This is a genomic window from Streptomyces sp. NRRL B-24484 (assembly GCF_000717715.1).
In the GTDB taxonomy this organism is placed as follows: Bacteria; Actinomycetota; Actinomycetes; order Streptomycetales; family Streptomycetaceae; genus Kitasatospora.
This window is the reverse complement of record NZ_JOAI01000016.1, coordinates 12068-30374: the sequence shown is the minus strand read 5'-3', so window position 1 is coordinate 30374 and position 18307 is coordinate 12068. Positions and strand designations below refer to the sequence as shown.

14 protein-coding genes are annotated in these 18307 nt (G+C 72.6%); 7 read left to right on the top strand and 7 right to left on the bottom strand.

Translation table 11 applies throughout. From position 1 onward, the window contains the following. Positions 1-70: 70 nt before the first annotated feature. The gene (locus tag IE98_RS0116405; protein WP_199922920.1) at positions 71-3100 is read right to left on the bottom strand and encodes a carbohydrate binding domain-containing protein; all 3030 of its coding nucleotides are present in this window, start codon (positions 3098-3100) and stop codon (positions 71-73) included. A gap of 657 nt (positions 3101-3757) precedes the next feature. Further along, a complete protein-coding gene (locus IE98_RS0116400) occupies positions 3758-4564 on the bottom strand; it encodes a LysR substrate-binding domain-containing protein (protein WP_030269555.1) in 807 nt (268 codons plus the stop codon). 67 nt (positions 4565-4631) lie between these two features. Between IE98_RS0116400 and IE98_RS0116395 the strand changes: the two genes are divergently transcribed. Beyond that, positions 4632-5054 (top strand): DUF5997 family protein, encoded by a 423-nt coding sequence (locus tag IE98_RS0116395; RefSeq protein ID WP_030269554.1) that lies wholly within the window; start codon positions 4632-4634, stop codon positions 5052-5054. A 166-nt stretch (positions 5055-5220) separates the two neighbouring features. On the opposite strand, the gene IE98_RS50825 is transcribed toward IE98_RS0116395, so the two are convergent. From IE98_RS50825 to IE98_RS0116375, 4 genes are all read right to left on the bottom strand, one after another. Next, positions 5221-6147, bottom strand: coding sequence for a cysteine/serine endopeptidase inhibitor (locus tag IE98_RS50825; RefSeq protein ID WP_063748935.1), 927 nt, complete (start codon positions 6145-6147; stop codon positions 5221-5223). Between the two features lie 419 nt (positions 6148-6566). Beyond that, positions 6567-8012, bottom strand: coding sequence for a glyceraldehyde-3-phosphate dehydrogenase (locus IE98_RS0116385; RefSeq protein ID WP_030269551.1), 1446 nt, complete (start codon positions 8010-8012; stop codon positions 6567-6569). Between the two features lie 577 nt (positions 8013-8589). Continuing rightward, positions 8590-9573 (bottom strand): hypothetical protein, encoded by a 984-nt coding sequence (locus IE98_RS0116380; RefSeq protein WP_052390586.1) that lies wholly within the window; start codon positions 9571-9573, stop codon positions 8590-8592. Between the two features lie 121 nt (positions 9574-9694). Next, positions 9695-10111, bottom strand: coding sequence for a hypothetical protein (locus IE98_RS0116375; RefSeq protein ID WP_234443562.1), 417 nt, complete (start codon positions 10109-10111; stop codon positions 9695-9697). 533 nt (positions 10112-10644) lie between these two features. Here IE98_RS0116375 and IE98_RS0116370 point away from each other — a divergent pair. The 5 genes from IE98_RS0116370 to IE98_RS49100 all read left to right on the top strand — a co-directional run bounded on the left by IE98_RS0116370 (position 10645) and on the right by IE98_RS49100 (position 14074). After that, positions 10645-11535 carry a peptidoglycan-binding domain-containing protein gene (locus IE98_RS0116370; RefSeq protein ID WP_052390585.1) on the top strand — a complete coding sequence of 297 codons (891 nt, stop codon included), beginning with the start codon at positions 10645-10647 and terminating at the stop codon, positions 11533-11535. A gap of 67 nt (positions 11536-11602) precedes the next feature. After that, positions 11603-12433 (top strand): CHAP domain-containing protein, encoded by an 831-nt coding sequence (locus tag IE98_RS46310; RefSeq protein ID WP_078661065.1) that lies wholly within the window; start codon positions 11603-11605, stop codon positions 12431-12433. Between the two features lie 278 nt (positions 12434-12711). Beyond that, a complete protein-coding gene (locus tag IE98_RS0116360) occupies positions 12712-13182 on the top strand; it encodes a hypothetical protein (protein WP_030269543.1) in 471 nt (156 codons plus the stop codon). A gap of 109 nt (positions 13183-13291) precedes the next feature. Continuing rightward, entirely contained in the window at positions 13292-13774 is a 483-nt protein-coding gene (locus tag IE98_RS0116355; RefSeq protein ID WP_052390584.1) for a luciferase family protein, read from the top strand. A gap of 129 nt (positions 13775-13903) precedes the next feature. Next, positions 13904-14074: a hypothetical protein gene (locus tag IE98_RS49100; protein ID WP_159400929.1), complete on the top strand. Its 171-nt coding sequence runs from the start codon at positions 13904-13906 to the stop codon at positions 14072-14074. 23 nt (positions 14075-14097) lie between these two features. Here the strand turns inward: IE98_RS49100 and IE98_RS0116345 are convergent, their stop codons facing one another. Next, positions 14098-17145 (bottom strand): AfsR/SARP family transcriptional regulator, encoded by a 3048-nt coding sequence (locus IE98_RS0116345; RefSeq protein ID WP_030269541.1) that lies wholly within the window; start codon positions 17143-17145, stop codon positions 14098-14100. A gap of 159 nt (positions 17146-17304) precedes the next feature. Between IE98_RS0116345 and IE98_RS0116340 the strand changes: the two genes are divergently transcribed. Further along, entirely contained in the window at positions 17305-18282 is a 978-nt protein-coding gene (locus IE98_RS0116340) for a helix-turn-helix transcriptional regulator (protein ID WP_030269540.1), read from the top strand. The last annotated feature ends 25 nt before the right edge of the window (positions 18283-18307 follow it).

Genomic DNA, 18307 nt, shown 5'->3' with positions numbered 1-18307 from the left:
GCCGTCCGGTCGTGCCCCCGCAGCTGCCCGGCGGACGGGGAGAGCCCCGCCCGCCGGGCACCCGGGACCGCTACTTCAGGTACGGGCCGTCGGTGCCGATCTTGCCGGGTGCGGCGTTCTTGCCGCCCAGGTCGAGCACGTAGACCCGCAGGTTGCCCTTGCCGGGGGCGGCGACCGCCAGGGTGCCGTTGGTGACGGTCTTGACGTCACCGGTGACAGCGTCCTTGTAGGTGCCGTTGGGGATCCCGCTGTAGGTGGCGCCGTCGGTGACGGCGACCAGGGCGAAGCTGTCCACGCCGGTGGCGGTGTCGGTGTAGCGGCGCTTGAAGTTCATGCCGCCGCCGCTGATGCCGTCGGTGGAGTACTGGCCCATCTGCAGGGCGGGGATCGCCCGGCGGATCTGGTTGAGCCGCTGCAGCTGCTTGACCAGCGGCTGCTGCAGGGTGGTGGCGACGGCACCGGTGGCGCCGGAGACCACCGAGTAGTCGCTCGCGGTGACCGTGCCGGCGATCTTGTCGCCGTAGTAGGCGCGGCCGGTGGTGGCGAGCGGGCAGGACGGGCCGCAGTCGATCTGCTTGCCGGACTGGAACTCGATCTCCGAGCCGTAGTACAGCGTCGGGATGCCGCGGAAGGTCCACATCAGGGCCATGTTCTCGGCCCAGGCGTCGGTACCGCCCGCGTACCGGGTGCTGGACTTGTTCGGGCCGAAGTCGTGGCTGTCGACGTACACCACGTTGTAGGTGGCGTCGTTGTAACTGTCGTCCGAGTCCTTGCCGTTGTAGTAGGCGTTGTGGGCGTCCCCGAAGTTCATGTGCATCCGCATGTCGATGACGTTCATGCCGGAGAACTGCGAGTGGTCCGGGGTGTGGTACGCGTTGCCGCTGAGGAAGGCGTTGGTGGAGGTGGGCTGGTTGCCGGTGCCGAGCTGCTCCTCGTAGTTGTACTGGTCGAGGGCGGCCTGCACGTCGTCGGCGGTGTAGTCCTTGCGCTCCTTCCAGGTGAAGAACTGGGCGGAGTGGTTAACCGAACCGCGGTTCCACTTGTCGTTGACGAACGCGCCGACCTCGCCGAAGACGAAGAAGTTCTGCGCCTTGGCCGGGCCCCAGTCCTGGGTGATCCGCTGCTGGATCGCGGGCAGGAAGCGGCGGTTCCAGGTCACCCGCGGGACGTGCACGGCGGTGTCGACCCGGAATCCGTCCACGCCCATGTCGATGTACTTGTTGTAGGCGCCGATCAGGTAGTTCTGCACCTCGGGGCTCTCGGTGTTGAAGTCCGCGAGGTCCTCGTGCAGCCAGCAGGAGCGCGAGTCCTCGCCCTCCCAGTTGCCGATCCAGCACTGGTGGTAGTACTTCGACGGGAACATCCCCGAAGTCGGCGAGGGCCACTGGCAGTTGTAGACGGTGTAGCCCTCGGCGCTCTTGTTGCCGGTGGGCGTGCCCCAGCCGACGCAGGTGGAGCCGGCCGGCTTCTCGGTCGACCACAGGTCGCCGTTGTACCAGGACTTGCCGGTCTTCGGGTCGATCGTCAGGCCGTCGTACTCGAAGCCGGTCTGCTTCTCGTCGTAGTACCAGGACCACTGGGAGTCCCGGACGCCGTAGACGGCCGGCACGAACAGGCCCTTGGCGCCCCACCGGGAGCTGTGGTTGTAGACCACGTCCTGGTAGATCTTGATGCCCTTGGCGTGCGCGGCGTTGATCAGGTCCTGGTACGAGGCGCCGGCGGACTCCAGCCGCGGGTCGACCTTGTAGAAGTCCCAGCCGTGATAGCCGTGGTAGTCGTAGTCGGAGCGGTTGAGGACGACCGGCGTGATCCAGATCGCCGAGAAGCCGAGGCCCTTGACGTAGTCGAGCTTCTGGACGAGGCCCTTGAAGTCGCCGCGGAACATCGGGTCGTTGTTGGCCGCGTTGCCGGACTTCACGTCCTGGCTGCCGCCGCGGTTGTTGCTGCTGTCGCCGTCGTTGAAGCGCGCGGTGAGGACGAAGTAGATCGGGTCCTTGCGCGGGTCGGTGCCGACCATCTCGCCGTTGGCGGGCTGCGGCGGGGCCGTGCCGGTGGTGGCCACGGCCGCCGCGGAGACCGCGGAGACGTTCCCGGCCGCGTCCTGCGCCTTGACGGTGTAGGTGTAGACGGTGTTGGCGTCGAGGCCGGTGTCCGAGTACACCGTGGAGCCGGTGTTCACCACGACGGTGCCCTGGGTGCCACCGGTGCGGGTGACCTGGTAGCCCGTCACCGCCTTGTCGTCGGTGGACGGGTCCCAGGTGAGGACGATCGAGGTGTTGGTGGCGGTGGCCGCGACCTTGGACGGCACGGTCGGCGCGGTGGTGTCCGGCACCACGGCGGCGCACGGGTCGGCCGCGTTCGCCGTCACCTTGCCGTTCTGCACCGTCACCGTGCCGGACGGGACGACGTAGTTGGCGCCGTTGTTGTTGTCCCAGGTGCCGTTGCCGTTGTTGAAGGTCGCGGCCATCGTCGAGGCGGAGCCCAGCGAGACCGTCTTCTTGAACCAGCCGGTGCAGGCCGCGTCCATCCCGATGCCGGGCACGGTCGTCCAGGAGCCGCCGGCCGGTGCGTAGTGCAGGTTGACGGTGCTCCAGCCGACCACCGCGGTCGAGTAGTAGACCGTCGAGGTGGTGCCGGTGGGGGACGGGCTGGGCGAGGGGCCGGTGCCGCCGCCCGCGCACGGGTCGCTGTGGGCGATCACGCCGTCCTTGACGGTGATCGAGCCGGTGCCCAGGGCGTAGTTGCGGCCGCCGTTGTTGTCCCAGGTGCCGGAGCCGTTGTTGAAGGTGGCCTGCAGGCCGGTGGCCGAGCCCAGGTCGACGGTCTTCTTCACCCAGTCGGTGCAGGCCGCCTCCATGGCGACGCCCGGCACGGTCGTCCAGCTGCCGCCGTCCGGGGCCCAGTGCAGGTTGTACGTCGACCAGTTGCGGGTCTTGGTGTAGTAGAAGACGGTCGCCGTGTTGGAGGCCGTGGCCTCGGTGGTGGCCGCGTTCGCCGCGCCGCCCAGTGGCGCCGTGGACAGCAGGGTGGCCGCGAGACCGGCCGCCGCGGTCAGGGCGACGGCCGTGGGCCGCCGCCGGTGGCGTGATCGCGATGTCACAGTGAACCCCTCGGGTAGTGCCGCAGGCAGGGGGGAACCCGGCTCCACCGCACCCGGGGACACGGGAGCAGCGTGGGGGACGGAGGCACGGGGCTGCCGGAGCGGCAGGAACAGGTGGGTGGGTGGTGCGGGGTGGACGGCGGCGCGGGCAGGGGGCCGGCGGCCGGGCGTCTGCGTGCGGCTCCCCGAGCCGGCGGATGCGCCGGCTCCCCGGGCGGGACGCCGCGGTGGGCGGCCGCTCCACCGTGGCCGCCGCTCCTTGCGCAATTCACTGCAAGAAGCATCAGGAGATTACCGAGCGGCACCCCCTCTGTAAACCCTCACCGCAGCGGTCCGGACGCACGGCGCAACCGTCCTGACCTGCCGTCGGATTTCTGAATCGAGCCAGAACGGCCTCTGACCCGATTCAGGAAGAAATGTCTTGCAGAAACTTTCAGATTTCCCCGGCGAACACCTTGACCCGCCCTTTGCCGCCACGGCATTGTCCTCAGCGACCGGCACCACCCCTGCCGGCCGCCCGCCCGCCGGTCTCCCCCACGCCCGGCGGGCCGCGGGCCCCACCACCCGCACCCGTCACCCGTCACACCCGCACCCCGACACCCGACCGGGAGGCGCCCGTTCCCCCACCCCGCACCACCGGGCGGCCGGCCCGTACCGTCAGCGGCCGCGGGGCTTCCCGCGCCGTGCGCCGCCCGAGCCGCCGGAGGCCCCGGCACCGCCCCGCGCACGGCCGCCGGCCGCCGCGGGCCGCTTCGGCTTCTGCTGCGGGGTCTTCTGCTGCCCCGGCTTCTGCTTCGCACCGGCCTTCTGCTGCGCGGCCGACTTCTGCTGCGCGGCGGGCTTCTCCTGGGGCTGGGCGCCGCGGCCGCGCGAGCTGTTCACCGTCCGCCCGCGGACGATGCCGATGAACTCCTCGACCAGGTCGGTGGTCCGGTCCTCGCGCCAGGAGAGCACCACCTGCGACTGCGGCACGTCCGCGAGCGTCCGGTAGGTGAGGTCGCGGCGGTGGTGGAGCCGCGCCAGCGACTGCGGCACCGCCAGCACGCCGATGCCGGCCGCGACCAGCTCGATCGCGTCGGCGGTGGTCGCCGGCCGCTCGAAGGCGGGCAGGCCCGGCAGGTTCTCCCAGCCGAGGGTGTCGTCCAGCGGGTGCAGCACGATCTCCTCGGCCAGGTCCGCCACCGCGACCTCGTCGGCCGCGGCCAGCCAGTGGTCCTTGGGGATCACCACCACCGTGGTCTCGGCGTAGAGCGGGATCGCGCTCAGCACCGTCCGGTCGACCGGCAGCCGGACCAGCCCGGCGTCCGCGGCACCGGACACCAGGGCCTCGGTGCCGCCCTCCGCGGGGACGGCCACCAGCACGAGCGGAACGTCGGGCAGCCTCTCCCCCCAGACACGCACCCACTTGGTGGGGGTCACGCCCGGAACGTACGCCAGCCGGAAGGAGGAGGGGGTCGCCTGCATCTCAGTCACGGAGCCCAGGCTACCCACCGTGATCGGGGCGGGCCTCCGCTCGCTTACCCTTGTCTCCATGACATCGCGCAAGCCCCGGACGACCCAGACGATGAAGCCCGCCACGGCGGCGAAGAAGCTGGGCGTCTACCTCGAGGCCACCCCCGACGAGTTCCGGGAGGGCGTGGTCTCCCGTGACGAGCTGAACGCGCTGCAGACCGAGCCCCCCGCGTGGCTGGAGGAGCTGCGCCGCAACGGCCCGCACCCCCGCCAGGTGGTCGCGGCCCGGCTCGGCGTCTCCGTCTCCGGCCTCGCCCGCGGCGGCGTCAGCGAGGCGCTCACCACCGAGCAGATCGAGGCCCTCCGGGACGAGAACCCGGAGTGGCTGCAGAAGGAGCGCACCATCCAGGCCGAGGTCCGCCGCGAGACCGTGCGGATCAAGGAGAAGCAGGCCAAGGAGGCGAAGCAGGCCCAGCAGGCCGCCGCCCGCAAGGACCGCTGAGGCCGCACGCCGCCCAGCGCAGTACAGCACCGCACCGCATTCCACGGGCCCGTCCGGCAGCTGCCGACGGGCCCCGCGCGTGCCGGCGGCGTCCGGCACACCCGCCGCGGGGCCTCTGCCGCCCGGGGGAAGGAGGACGGCGGAGGCCCCGCGGCGACGCACCCCGTCAGCAGGTGCCGTTGTCGCGCCAGACCGCCCAGGAGCCGGGGTCGTTCGGCACCGCGCCGGTCGAGTAGTAGGTGGCGCCGTACCGGTGGCCCGCGTAGGCGACGCTGTCGCCGGGCACGTAGGACTTCGCCGCGCTCCAGGCGGCCGGGCAGGCGGTGCCGCCGCCCCCGCCGCCGGTGGCGGCGGTGGTGGTGGTCGCGGTGACGGCAGCGGACTGGGTGCCCGCCTTCCCCGCGGAGTCCACCGCGGCGACCGTGTACCGGTACCCCGTGGCAGCGGTGAGGCCGGTGTCCTTGTACGAGGCACCGGAGGCGGTGCCGACCTTCGTGCCGCCGCGGTAGACGGCGTACGAGGAGGCGCCCGGGACGGCCGTCCAGGCGAGGGCGACGCTGCTCGCGGTGGTGGCGGTGGTGCGCAGCCCGGCGGGGGCGGGCAGGGCGGTCGTACCGCCGCCACCGCCCGTGCCGCCGCCGGTGCTTCCGCCCGTGCCGCCGCCGGCCCCGACGAACTTCCAGGTGATCCCGGAGACCACGCCGACGTCCAGGTCGGCGAGCTTCTGGAAGGCGGTCTTGCTGAGGTCGATGTGCTCGGCGCTGCAGGACGGGCACTTGTCCTTGACCGGGACGGTGATCGTCCGACCGTTGTAGCTGACCTGGACGGAGATGCCCTTGCAGAGGTCGTCGTTGTTCGGGTTCGCCGAGGTCCACCAGGAGGTGGAGACGGCGACCAGGTCCTCGGCGGCCGCGTTGATCGCCGTCCCGCAGGCCCCGTAACCGGCGTCGTCGTACCAGGTCATCTTCCCGGTCCTGGACTGGCCGACCGGTATCGAGGCCAGCGCCGATCCGATGCCGACCACCGTGAGCATCAACGCACCGACCAGGCCGGCGATCCACCGTCGACGGATCCGTTTGGGAGCGGAGTGCACGCGTCCTCCTGGAGGGATGGGGGGTGTCTCTCGTCGTGCCGGCAGGTCCGCGCACAGCTCCGACTGACTGGCCACCATCAATAGCCGTCCCCGCTCCGCCCGGTCAACGCCCGCCCGCCGTCCGCCCGTTGGCCCTCCGCGCCCGCTCCCCCACCATCGCCGCAGGTCAGGGCCTCCGGCGCCTGTCCACTGCCGCACCGGGGCCCCTCCGCGGCCGGAACAGCCTTATGCGCCCGTTAAGTTCGCGACAAGGTCGGACGGAGCCGCCCGGGGCCCGGTCCGGCGCCCGGCGCCGGGGCGCGCGACGGCCCGTCGAGGAGGCCGTTCCGGGATGCGCGAAGACGCCGGAAGGGCCGGAGGCAGCAGCCTCCGGCCCTTCCGGTGACCGTCGTCATGACGGTCGGAGCGTCCGTCGCGGATCAGACCGCCGGAGCCGGGTAGGTCGGGTACTCGACGCCCGAGACGTGCTGGACGACCCGGATGACCTGGCACGAGTAGCCGAACTCGTTGTCGTACCACAGGTAGAGGATCGCGTTGTCGCCCTCGACCTTGGTGGCGCCGGCGTCGACGATCGAGGCGTGACGCGAGCCGATGAAGTCGTTGGAGACCGCGTCGGGAGCGGTGGTGAAGTCGATCTGACGCTTCAGCGGCGAGGTCAGCGAGACCTCGCGGAGGTACTCGAGGACGTCCTCGCGGGTGGTCTCGCGGGCGAGCTGCAGGTTGAGGATCGCGATCGAGACGTCCGGCACCGGGACGCGGATCGAGCTGCCGGTGATCTTCGCCTTGAGGTCCGGCAGGGCCTTGGCGACGGCCGAGGCGGCACCGGTCTCGGTGATGACCATGTTGAGCGGCGCGGAGCGGCCGCGGCGGTCGGCCTTGTGGTAGTTGTCCAGCAGGTTCTGGTCGTTGGTGAAGGAGTGGACGGTCTCCACGTGGCCGCGGAGCACGCCGTACTCGTCCTCCATCGCCTTGAGCGGCGGGACGATCGCGTTGGTGGTGCAGGAGGCGCAGGAGAGGACCCGCTCCTCCGGCTTGATCGTGTCGTGGTTGACGCCGTGCACGATGTTCGGGACGTCGCCCTTGCCCGGCGCGGTCAGCACGACCTTGTCGATGCCGGGGCGGAGGTGCTTCGACAGGCCCTCGCGGTCACGCCACTTGCCGGTGTTGTCGATCAGGATGGCGTCGTCGATGCCGTACGCCGTGTAGTCGATCTCCGACGGGTCGTTGGCGTAGATCACCTTGATCTCGTTGCCGTTGGCGACGATGGTGCTGTTCGCCTCGTCAACGGTGATGGTGCCCTGGAACTGGCCGTGGATGGAGTCGCGGCGCAGCAGCGAGGCGCGCTTCACGATGTCCTGGTCGCCGCCCTGGCGCACGACGATGGCGCGCAGCCGCAGGCCGTGGCCGGAGCCGGCCTTCTCGATCAGCAGGCGGGCAACGAGGCGGCCGATGCGGCCGAAGCCGTAGAGGACCACGTCGCGCGAACCGGAGCGCTCGATCTTGTTGGCACCCGTGGCACCGGCGACCGCCTCGGCGGTGAACTCCGCGATCGACAGGCCGCGGTCGTCGGCCCGGTAGGTGGCCGCGAGCATGCCGATGTCGATCTGGGAGGGGCCCAGGTCGAGCGTGGTGAGGGCCTGGAGGAACGGCATCGTCTCGGTGACCGAGAGCTCCTCGCCGGCGATCTGGCGGGCGAACCGGTGCGTCTTGAGGATGCTGACAACCGACTTGTTCACCAGGGAGCGGCTGTGCAGCAGGACAGTGACGTCCCTCTCCCGGTGCAGTCGGCCGATGATCGGGATCATCGACTCCGCGATCTCCTCGCGGTTCATCCAGTCCGTGAACACGTCGTCGTTGACAGTCACAAGTCCATCTTTCGAGCTAGGAGGGTGCCTCCATGCTAGCTTTCGAAAGTTGTTGATCATTTGGGCGGCCCCGCGCCCGGCCCCCTCCCGACCGATCCCGCGGGCAGGTCGCACACCGTGCCGCCCCGGCCGACCCGCCGCCCGCCCGGAGGCGCTCGGGCCGCCCCCGACCGGGCGGGAGCCGAGCTCAGCGGGGTCGGCATCACCCCGCTCCGGTCGACACGACTTGAACGATGACCCTCCTACCGGCGGGGTCAATCGTTCACTACATGACGTCCAGGGCGGGACCGCTCCACCGCTCCGCGCCTCAGGCGCGGCGGATCGACAGGCGCCACGGCGCACCGTCGCAGACACCACACACCACCCGCGTTCACTTCACGGACGGACTCCGGGCGGACACGAAGTGATCGCCGGCCGCTCGCGGCGCCGGCCGTGCACGCGGCCGAGGCCCTCGCGGCGGATCCGCCCCACCCGGAGTAGACGCGCGTAGACTCCGGCGGCCGCCCTGGCGCCGGCCGCCGTTCCCGCGGCGGCCACCGTGGCAAACCTCACAGGCCGACCGGCCCGGGCCGCCGGGTCAGCCGGCCGCCACCCGGGCCGCCGCCCTCACCTGGGTCTCCACCGCCGCCTTCGCCTCGGCCATCGCGGCGGCATTGGCCGCGATCACCTGCTGCTGGTAGCCGGCGTCGACGGCGTACCAGACACCGACCACGTTGTGCGCGTGCCGGCAGCCGGCGTCCGCGGTGGCCACCTTCAGCTCCTGCGGCGTCGGAGTCGGCGACTTCCGCCACTGCGGGTCGCCCAGGGCCGCCAGCGGGTCGGCGTAGTCGAAGCCCGCGTCCTTCATGCACTGCGACCACTGGCGGAACACCGCCTGCGTCCGCGGGTCGTTCCGGGACTGCTCCAGCGTCGTGAACTTGGCGTCGTCCGCGAACTCGGTGTCGCCGATCCCGCCGTCCGGGGACCCGGTCAGTTCCTCGACCGCCTCGCCGACGCAGCCGCGCGCGGACACCGTCCGGCCGTTGACGGTCCGCCCGCCCGACCCGGCCCGAGCCGCCGCGTCCGCCGTTCCCCGCAGGACGAGCTCCATCTCGGGCGACACCGACGGGCCGCTCGGCCTCGCGCCCGCCCCCGCCGGCACTCCGCCCTCGGGGTGGTAGCCCCACTTCGCCATCAGCGCCGCGTTCTGGTGACCGTAGCGGGAGTCCACCCGGGTCTTCGGGGCGTCGCTGTCGCGCCGGCTTCCGCTGCCGGACGGCGGGGCGTAGCTCAGGCCGAAGGAGGCCATGCAGCGGACGATGAGCTTCTGCTGCGCCCTCTCGACCGCGGACTGCTGCTCCGCGTTGAGCAGGTAGGGGTCCAGCGGCAGCGGTTCGGCGTTGGCGGAGTCCAGCTGCGGCGTCGCGCCGACCGTGGGCGGTGCCGCGGCGGTCCGCACGCTCGCCCTCGGGCTCGGCGGTGCGGCGTCCGTGTCGGGGGAACCCGCCGCGCTCGCGCAGCCCGCCAGGAGCAGCGGCAGCAGGGTGAGCGTCACGGCGGAGCGGGCGGAACGGCTGGACACGGGCGGGTCTCCTTCGGAACGGCGCGGCCGGCGGGGACGGGCGGCCGTGCGCCGGCCCCCGGCCGCAGCGGGGCGGCCGGGGACCGGTGCGGGGTGCTCGGTGCTGACGGGTGCCGTCGGATCACGGGCCGACGAGCTCGCCCGAGGCGTTGTTGTTCTTCAGCTGGGCGTTGAGGTCCCGGTGAGTGTTCATCGGGATCGGCTGGCAGGCGACGCTGCAGTCCCAGCCGCTGTTGTAGAAGACGTTGAACGTGCCGTACCAGTGGTTGTCCACGGCGGCAGCGTTGTTCTTCACCGCGACGCCGGCGCCGGCGCTGCCGTTCTTGCCGGCCTTGAACGTCAGGCCCGCGTAGTTCTCGATGCTGGTGGTCTCGATGTACACCGCGCCGTAACCGTGGGCGCTGGAGTTGTAGTAGAGGCAGACCTGGCCGCCCTGGCAGTCGGCAGTGAGGGCGGAGGCGCTCCCGGCGGACGCAAGTCCGGCCGTCACGACGGTGCCGGCCACGAGCGCGGCCGAGATGAACTTCCTGATCGCCATGGTGTTCCTTCCGTACAGGGCTCCGGAGCGTCCGGCGCCCTCCGCGGGCGACCGTCCGGTCCCCGCAGCGTGATGCCGGCCGCCGTGTTGATCATGGCGGCCGGTGGCGGATTCATGCTGGCGAAGGGCGGTATCGCGGCCGTAGCCGCCCGGTGGCGCGGCCCGTCCTGACCCCAACTCCCGCTCAAGGGACGGCCATTGAGGCATGACCTCGCTGCCCGGGCGACTCCGGACGCGATACGGGCGCGCTATCGGCACCTCCTAGCGTCTTGGACGAAACGAGCCCCGACGCGGGCCCGGCGACGCAATCCCCTTGCACCCGTGGCCCGTTCAGAGCGGACCGATCCCTCTTCGAACCCTCACGTGCCGTGCGACCACGGCCGCTGCCCCGTCGACGGCCGCAGCGACCGGCGGTGCCGCTCGGCGCCGCGCCGGTCGGGAGCCGTCCGTCGGAGCCCTCACCCGCCCGGTGCCCGACAGACAGCGGGACGGGGTCGGGCCGGATCCTCCACCGAACCGAAAGGAACCACCACATGGCATCCGTCATCAAGACCCGGAGCACCGCCACCCGGCTGCTCGCGGCCGTCGCCGTCCTGAGCGGCCTGGTGGCGAGCGCCGCACAGGCCCACGCGGCAACCCCTCCGCCCCGGACCGAGGCATCGGCCGCCACCGCCGCCGCACTGCCCGTGGTGGACATGGAAGCCACCGTCAAGGCCGCCCAGATCGACCCCCGGCGCGCCGACAGCACGCTGACCCCGGGGGCCAAGGACTCGGTCCTGGCCGTCGAGCGGGCCCTGCAGGCCCGTAACCTCCTCGACGCCCGCTGGGTGGACGGGTACTTCGGCACCACCACCATCACCGCCTACGCCGCCTTCCAGCGCTCCCTCGGCTACACCGGCCTGGACGCCAACGGACTGCCCGGCGCCTCCTCCCTCGCCGCACTCGGGCAGGGCCGGTTCACCGTCACCGACAAGATCGGCCCCGGCGCGAAGCTGCAGCGCGACGGATACACCGTCGACACCCGCACCCAGAACATGCTCACCGAGGCCGAGCGCATCCTGGGCTCCCACCTCACCCTGTCCCAGGGCTCCTACAACCCCGGCGGCGACCCCACCTCCGCCGGCACCCACGACGGCGGTGGCGTCGTGGACATCAGCGTCGACGGCATGTCCAGCAGCACCCGCACCGCCGTCGCCAAGGCACTGCGCCAGGTCGGGTTCGCCGCCTGGGTCCGCAACCCCAACCAGGGCAACTGGCCGTGGCACATCCACGCTGCGGCGATCAGCGACACCGATCTGTCCACCCAGGCCCAGAACCAGACCGGTGACTACTACCTCGGCCTCAACGGCCTGGCCAACCACGCCGCCGACGACGGCCCCCGCATCCCCATCCAGACCTGGGAGGAGTACCAGCGCACCCACTGACCGCGCACGGCACCTCCCGAGCACGACCGAAGCACCCGCTGACGACACCTCACCGAGAGAGAAGACCATGAGGAACATACGCACCACGCTCACCATCGCCGGCACCGCACTGGCCATGGCCGTTCCGCTCATCGGCGCCACCTCCGCGCCCGCCTTCGCCGCGTCCCGCGACGGATCCTGCGACACCGGCGAGTTCTGCCTCTACTACAACAGCGACCAGGCCGGTTCGGTCTCCGACTTCACCGGCTCCATCAGCGACTACGGCGCCACCCAGCCGTCCTGCTACGAGTTCAAGAGCGCCGGCAACGGCCAGGGCGTCTGCGTCAAGAACAACGCCGCATCGGTGTGGAACCGCTCCGACAAGACCGTCCGCGTCTACTTCAACAGCGGCTACGCCGGCGCCAGCCAGGACTTCGCCCCCGGCGCCAAGGGCAACCTCAACTCCACGCTGAAGAACAACGAGGCCTCCCACCAGTTCCTCGGCAGCACCGGCGGCGGCGGCAGCAACCAGAGCCCCACCAACGACTTCGACCACGGCACCCGCGGCTTCGCCGCCGACAACTGCACCGCCTTCGCGGCGTACCGCATCGCCAGCCGTCTCGGCGTCCCGAACTTCAGCAACTCCTGGGGCGGCACCACCTGGGGCAACGCCGCCACCTGGGACGACGCCGCGCGCCGCGTCGGCGTCACCGTCAACACCACGCCCACCGTCGGCGCCATCGCCGTCAACGACACCCACGGGGAGTACGGCCACGTCGCCTACGTCAACGCGGTCTACTCCGACGGCTCCTTCGACGTCGAGGAGTACAACTGGAACAACCGCCTCGCCTACGGCACCCGCAGCCACCTCCGCGTGAGCAGCGCGGAGAACTCCTTCCAGCACATGCTCCACTTCTGAGCAGCCCCCGGCACACCCGCGCCCGGGACCACCTCGCAGCCGGGGTGACCTCGCGAGCGTGCAGGTGACGGCGGTGTGACGACGTGCGCCGGAGCCGCAGCGACACACGGCGAAGCCCCGTCGGGCAGATGACCCTCCCAGGTCGCCCCTGCCCGACGGGGCTTCGCCGTGCCGCCGGTCCGAGGTCGGGCACACGGCGGGCTACGGGCGCGCTACACCGGACCGGTAGAAGGTACGGGCCCGGACAATCCGCGCGCACCGACCCAGGGAGCACCCACATGCGTACGACACTCTCCGCACTGGCCGCCGCAGGCCTCGTGCTCGTCGGCGGCATCACCCTCGCACCGCAGGCGAGCGCCGCCTCGACCTACGGCTGCAGCGGCAACCTGGTCGACAGCTACGACCTCAAGACCGACAACGGCACCGGCACCAAGTACGGCGAGCTGTACCTCTACTACAGCAGCGCCAACGGCGGCACGAACTGCGCGGCCGCCGTCGACACCCACTTCGGCTCGGGGGTCACCAAGTACCAGTCCGTGTTCATCTGGCGCTGCGTGGCCGGCACCAAGGCCGGCGAATTCTGCGACTACGACAAGTCCGACAGCAACGACGGCACCTTCGCCTGGTACGCCGGCCCCGCCAAGATCACCGGCACCGCCAACCGCTGCATCATGGTCTACGGCCGGGTCGACGACCCCCACAACAGCAAGGTCGCCGAGAAGAGCACCCTGGCCAGCCACTGCGGGTGACGCCAAGTCAGATAGTCTGCGGCAGGCGCCCCCGGAGCGGATCGGGAACGGGACGGGAACGGCCGGCGGGAGGCTGCGGGGAAAGCCCTGATCGAACAGGAGAGCCCCCATGCCTCTGCCCGTGCGCACCGGTCCGCGCCCGCTCGTCTCCGTCGAACCGCCCGTGGAGCAGATCACCCAGTGCGGCCCGGCCCCGTTGCGGGCGGCCCTGGAGCAGTTGCTCGGTGCGCTGCCCGGGGTGCGCCCCGGGCCGTCCTTCGACTGCGTGGCCGGCAGCGTGGGCGGACACGTGTCCCCGACGCTGGCGCACGGCCCGGCGCAGGCGTTCCTGGCGGTCACCGAGTTCGGCCACCTGCACCCGCCCTACGACGGGAGCCTGCACCTGATGCTGCCGCCCGGACTGGCCGCCGAGGTGGTCGGCAGCGGCTGGGGCACACCCAGCGCACCGGCCGGCTCGGTGCTGGTCTACGGGCCCCGGGACGAGCAGGAGGCTGAGGTCGCAAGGCAGTTGCTGCTCGCCTCGTACCACTGGGCGTGCGGCCGGGACGCCGCCGCGGACGACACACCGACGGGCGGCGGCACCCGGGAGTGATCCCCGGCCGGTCGGGCCCGCTCCCGCGGTACCAGGGCGGGGGTATCGCAACGGGAACGGAGCGGGAACGGCCGTCGCGAGCATTCGGGGTGTCGGAACAAGGCACCACAACGAATTGCTGGGGGAACGATGAAGAGCAAGCTGGTCGGCCTGATCTCGGCCGGTGTCCTCGCCGCGCTGGCGCTGGGCCTGTCGGGCGCCGCGCACGGGGCGGTCGACGCCGGCCGGGGCCGCGGGGAGGCGGCCCGGGTCACCCTGGCGAGCGACAACCCGACCGGGAACGTCATCGGCTCGCACTGACCCCCGGCGGATGCCGGGGCCGGTCAGCGGCGGAGCGCCGCCGGCCGGTGGTACTGCTCGGGGACGCCCATCCGGTCGAAGAGTCCGTCCGCCCGCCGGCGGTGTTCCCGGGCGCCGTCCGGGTCGCCGAGGGCGAGCGCGGTCAGGGCCAGCCCGTCGAGGGCGTAGGCCGCCTCGATCCGGGAGCCGATCTGCTCGGCGAGGCGCAGGGCGTGCCCGTGCCGCTCCTGGGCGAGCAGGTGTTCGTCCAGGTCGTACTGGATGCGGCCGAGGATGTTCTCGGCGGTGGCCTTCCAGGTGGTGAGGCCGCTGCTCCAGATCAGGTCGAGGGCGCGCAGCCCGTTCTCGCGGGCCTCGTCGAGCCGGCCCAGCCGGTGGTGCGCCTCGGCGAGACGGGCCAGGACCAGGCCGGTGTTGGCGGACTGGCCGAGGCGCAGCTGGATCTCGTACGCCTCGCCGAAGGCCGCCATGGCGGAGTCGACCTCGCCGAGGCCGAGTTGGGCGGCGGCCAGGTTGATCAGCCCGAGTGCGCCGTTGTCCGGCTCGCCGAGACCGCGGTGCAGGTCGACCCCGCCGCGGGCGGCCTCGGCGGCCTCCGCGTAGCGACCGAGCTGGACGCTGGCGGAGCTGATGCTGACCAGGGTGGCCGCCTCCTCGCGGGGGCTGGCCGAGGCCCGGTGCAGCGGCAGCGCCCGGTGCAGCAGGTCCAGGCCCTCGGTGTACTCGCCGAGGCTGTTGTGGAAGATGCCGAGGCGGCTCAGGCAGGCGGCCTCGGCCGCCCGGTCGCCGAGCCGGACGGCGAGTTCGCGGGCCTCGTTGAGGCAGGCCACGCCTTCCTGGATCCGGCCGAGCGGCCACAGCGCGACGGCGAGGTTGGTGAGACCGAGGCGCAGCAGCTGCAGGTCCCCGGCGGCGCGCGCGGAGTCGACGGCGATCCGTCCGACCTCCTGGTTCTCGTCCGGGCAGCCCTGCAGCCGGAGGTAGGAGGTCAGTCCCCGCGGCAGGTAGGCGGCGTGCCAGTGCCGTCCGGAGCGGGCGGCGAGGCGGACGGCGGCGAGCAGGGAGCGGTGCTCGCCGCGGAACCAGCCGAGCGCGCTGTCGGTGTCGGGCAGCGGCGGCAGGTCGACGGCCACGGCGGGCAGGTCGACGCCGTAGCTGAGGCGGCCGGGGAAGAGCCGTTCGCAGGCGGCCTCCACGGCGAGCACGTAGTAGTCGAGCAGCCGGGTGAGCGAGGCCGCGTCGGGCTCGGCCGTGTCGGCGCCGCGCAGGCCGTGGGCGAAGCTGCGCACCAGGTCGTGGAAGGAGTACCGGCCGAACTCCTGCTGCTCCAGCAGGTGGGCGTCGAGCAGTTGCTCCAGCAGGTCCTCGGCCTCGGCGGAGCCGACGCCGAGCAGGGCCGCGGCGGAGTGGACGTCCACGTCGGTGCCGGGGTGCTGGCCGAGCAGCCGCAGCGCGGTGCGGCACTCGGGTTCCATGCTCAGGTAGGACAGCCGGAGGCTGGCGGCGACGCTGCGCTCGCCCGCGCTGAGTTCGGTCAGGGTGCGGGTCTCGTCGGCGAGCCGGTCGACGAGGTGGCGGACCGTCCACAGCGGGCGCTTGCGCAGCCGGGCGGTGCTGATCCGCAGCGCCAGCGGGAGGCGGCCGCACAGCCGGACGAGCTCCGCGGTGGCGGCGGGGTCGGCGGCGGCGCGCCCGCCGTCGAGGGTGCGCTCCACCAGGGCGGTGGAGTCCGCGACCGACATCAGGCCGAGCGACATCGACTCGACGCCGTCCAGGTCGACCAGCCGGACCCGGCTGGTGACCAGCACCAGGCAGTCGGCGGAGGCCGGCAGCAGGGCACGGACCTGCTCGGCGTCGGAGGCGTTGTCGAGCACGATCAGCAGGCGGCGGCCGGCGGTCACGACCCGCCAGAGGGCGACCCGGCTGGGCAGGTCGTCGGGGATCTGGTCGCCGGGCAGACCGAGGATGCGCAGCAGCACGTCGACGGCCTCGGCGGGGGCGAGCGGCGGCTGCTGCGGGGTGAAGCCGTGCAGGTCGATGTGGAGCCGGCCGTCGGGGTACTGCCCGGCGAGGCGGTGCGCGGCGTGGATGGCGAGGGCGGTCTTGCCGCTGCCGCCCATGCCGTCGATGGCGATGATCCGGGTGCCCCGGTCGCCGGGTGCGGCGGCGAGTTCGAGCAGCCGCTCCAGTTCGTCCTCGCGGCCGGTGAAGTCGGCCAGGTCGTAGGGGATGGCGCTGGGCGCGGGGCCGAGCGCGTGCGGGCCGCGCTGCGGCGGTTCCTCGGCGGCCGGCCGGGGCGGGGCGGCGAGTTCGGGGCTGCCGCGCAGGATGGCCTGGTGCAGGGCGGCGAGTTCGGGGCCGGGGTCGATGCCGAGTTCCTCGGCGAGCAGTTCGCGGACCCGGCCGTACTCCTCGATCGCCTCGGCCTGCCGTCCGGAGCGGTACAGGGCGAGGATCAGGCGGCCGCGCAGGGTCTCCCGCAGCGGGTGCTGCCGCGCCGCCTCGCGCAGGTCGCCGACGAGTTCGGCGGCCTCGCCGAGTTCCAGCCGCAGGTCGAGGAGTTGTTCGGTGGCGGCGAGGCGGCGCTCCTCCAGGGCGGTGGCGGCGGCCTGCAGCACGGGGGTGGCGAGCCCGGAGAGGACGGGGCCGCGCCACAGGTCGAGGGCGGCCCGCAACTGGTCGACGGCGTTGGCGCGCAGCCCCGCCGCCACCGCCTCCCGGGCGCGGTCGAGGCGGACTCCGAACAGGCCGAGGTCGAGCTGGTCGGGTTCCAGGGCGATCCGGTAGCCGGGGCCGTCGGTGAGGATCAGCTCGACGCCCGCCGGCAGGCGTCTGCGCAGGTCGGCGATGATCTTGCGGACCTGGTGGGGCGCAGTGCCGGGCGGTTCGTCCTCCCAGGCGGCCTCCACGAGGCGGGCGACCGGGACGAGCCGGCCGGCCTCCAGCAGCAGGGTCGCCAGGACCCGCTCCTGCAGGGGCCCGCCGAGGCGGATCCGCTCCTCGCCCTCCCAGCACTCGAGCGATCCGAGGATCTTGAAGCCGATCCGGCGCCGCTGGGGACCCTCCCGCATGTGCCAACCACCCCGTCGTCCGAAACCCGCAGGTCATCGACCTGGCGGCAGATCATAACCCGGGTAGGTCGGACGGGAACGGATGGGGACCGGAGGGGTAACGGCGACCCGGATGCTGCTCCATGACAACGCCGGAGACGTTGGGGAGGAGACCCGACCATGCTCGACTTCGCAAACCTGGACGAGACGACCGTCACCGTGTACCGCACCCGCGTCGCCCACCCGGCGGCCACCGCCGCCGAGCTCACCGCCCTGCTCGGCCTCACCCCCGCCGAACTGGACCACGCCGACCGGGCGCTCACCTCGCTGCGGCTGCTCAGCCCCGCGCCGAACGACGGCTGGGTGGCGGTCAGCCCGGAGACGGCGTCCGACCTGCTGCTGGCCGAGGCCGAGCAGGAACTCCTCGCGCAGCGCGCCGCGGTGGCCGGCACCCGGGCCACGCTGACGGCGCTGACCGCCGAGTACCTGGACGCGCGCAGCCGCCGCGCCGGGTCCGGCGGCCTGGAGCGGGTGGAGGGCGAGGCCCGGCTGCGGGCCGTCCTGGACGAGCTGGGCCGCTCCTGCCGCTCCTCGGTGGACGCGATGGTGCCGGTCGGCAGCGACCGGCCGCTGCTGCCGGAGATCCCGCTGGGGCTGGCGCTGCTGGAGCGCGGGGTGGTCATCCGCACGCTGTTCCAGCAGGTCGGCTCCGGCCACCGGGCCACCGTCAGCTACGCCCGGACGATCTCCACGGCCGGCGCGCAGGTGAAGAGCATGTCGCTGCTGCCGGCCTGCCTGCTGGTGTACGACGGGAAGACCGCGGTGCTGCCGCTGGAGCCGGGCCCGGCGGGTGCGGACGCGGTGGTGATCAGCGACCAGGCGGTGCTGCAGGTGCTGGTGACGCTGTTCGAGCGGCACTGGGAGCAGGCCGGGGACTTCGGGGCGGCCGAGCCCGACCCGGTCGCCGGCCCGAGCGACCTGGAGCGGGCCGTGCTGCGGCTGATGGCGGCCGGCAAGAAGGACGAGGTGATCGCCCGCCAGCTGGGCATCTCGGCCCGGTCGATCAGCCGGATCGTGGCCTCGCTCATGGAGCGGCTGCAGGCCGCGGGCCGCTTCCAGGCCGGGGTGCGGGCCGCCTCGCTCGGCTGGCTGGCCTGAGCCCGGCCAGCACCCGGACGCGGCG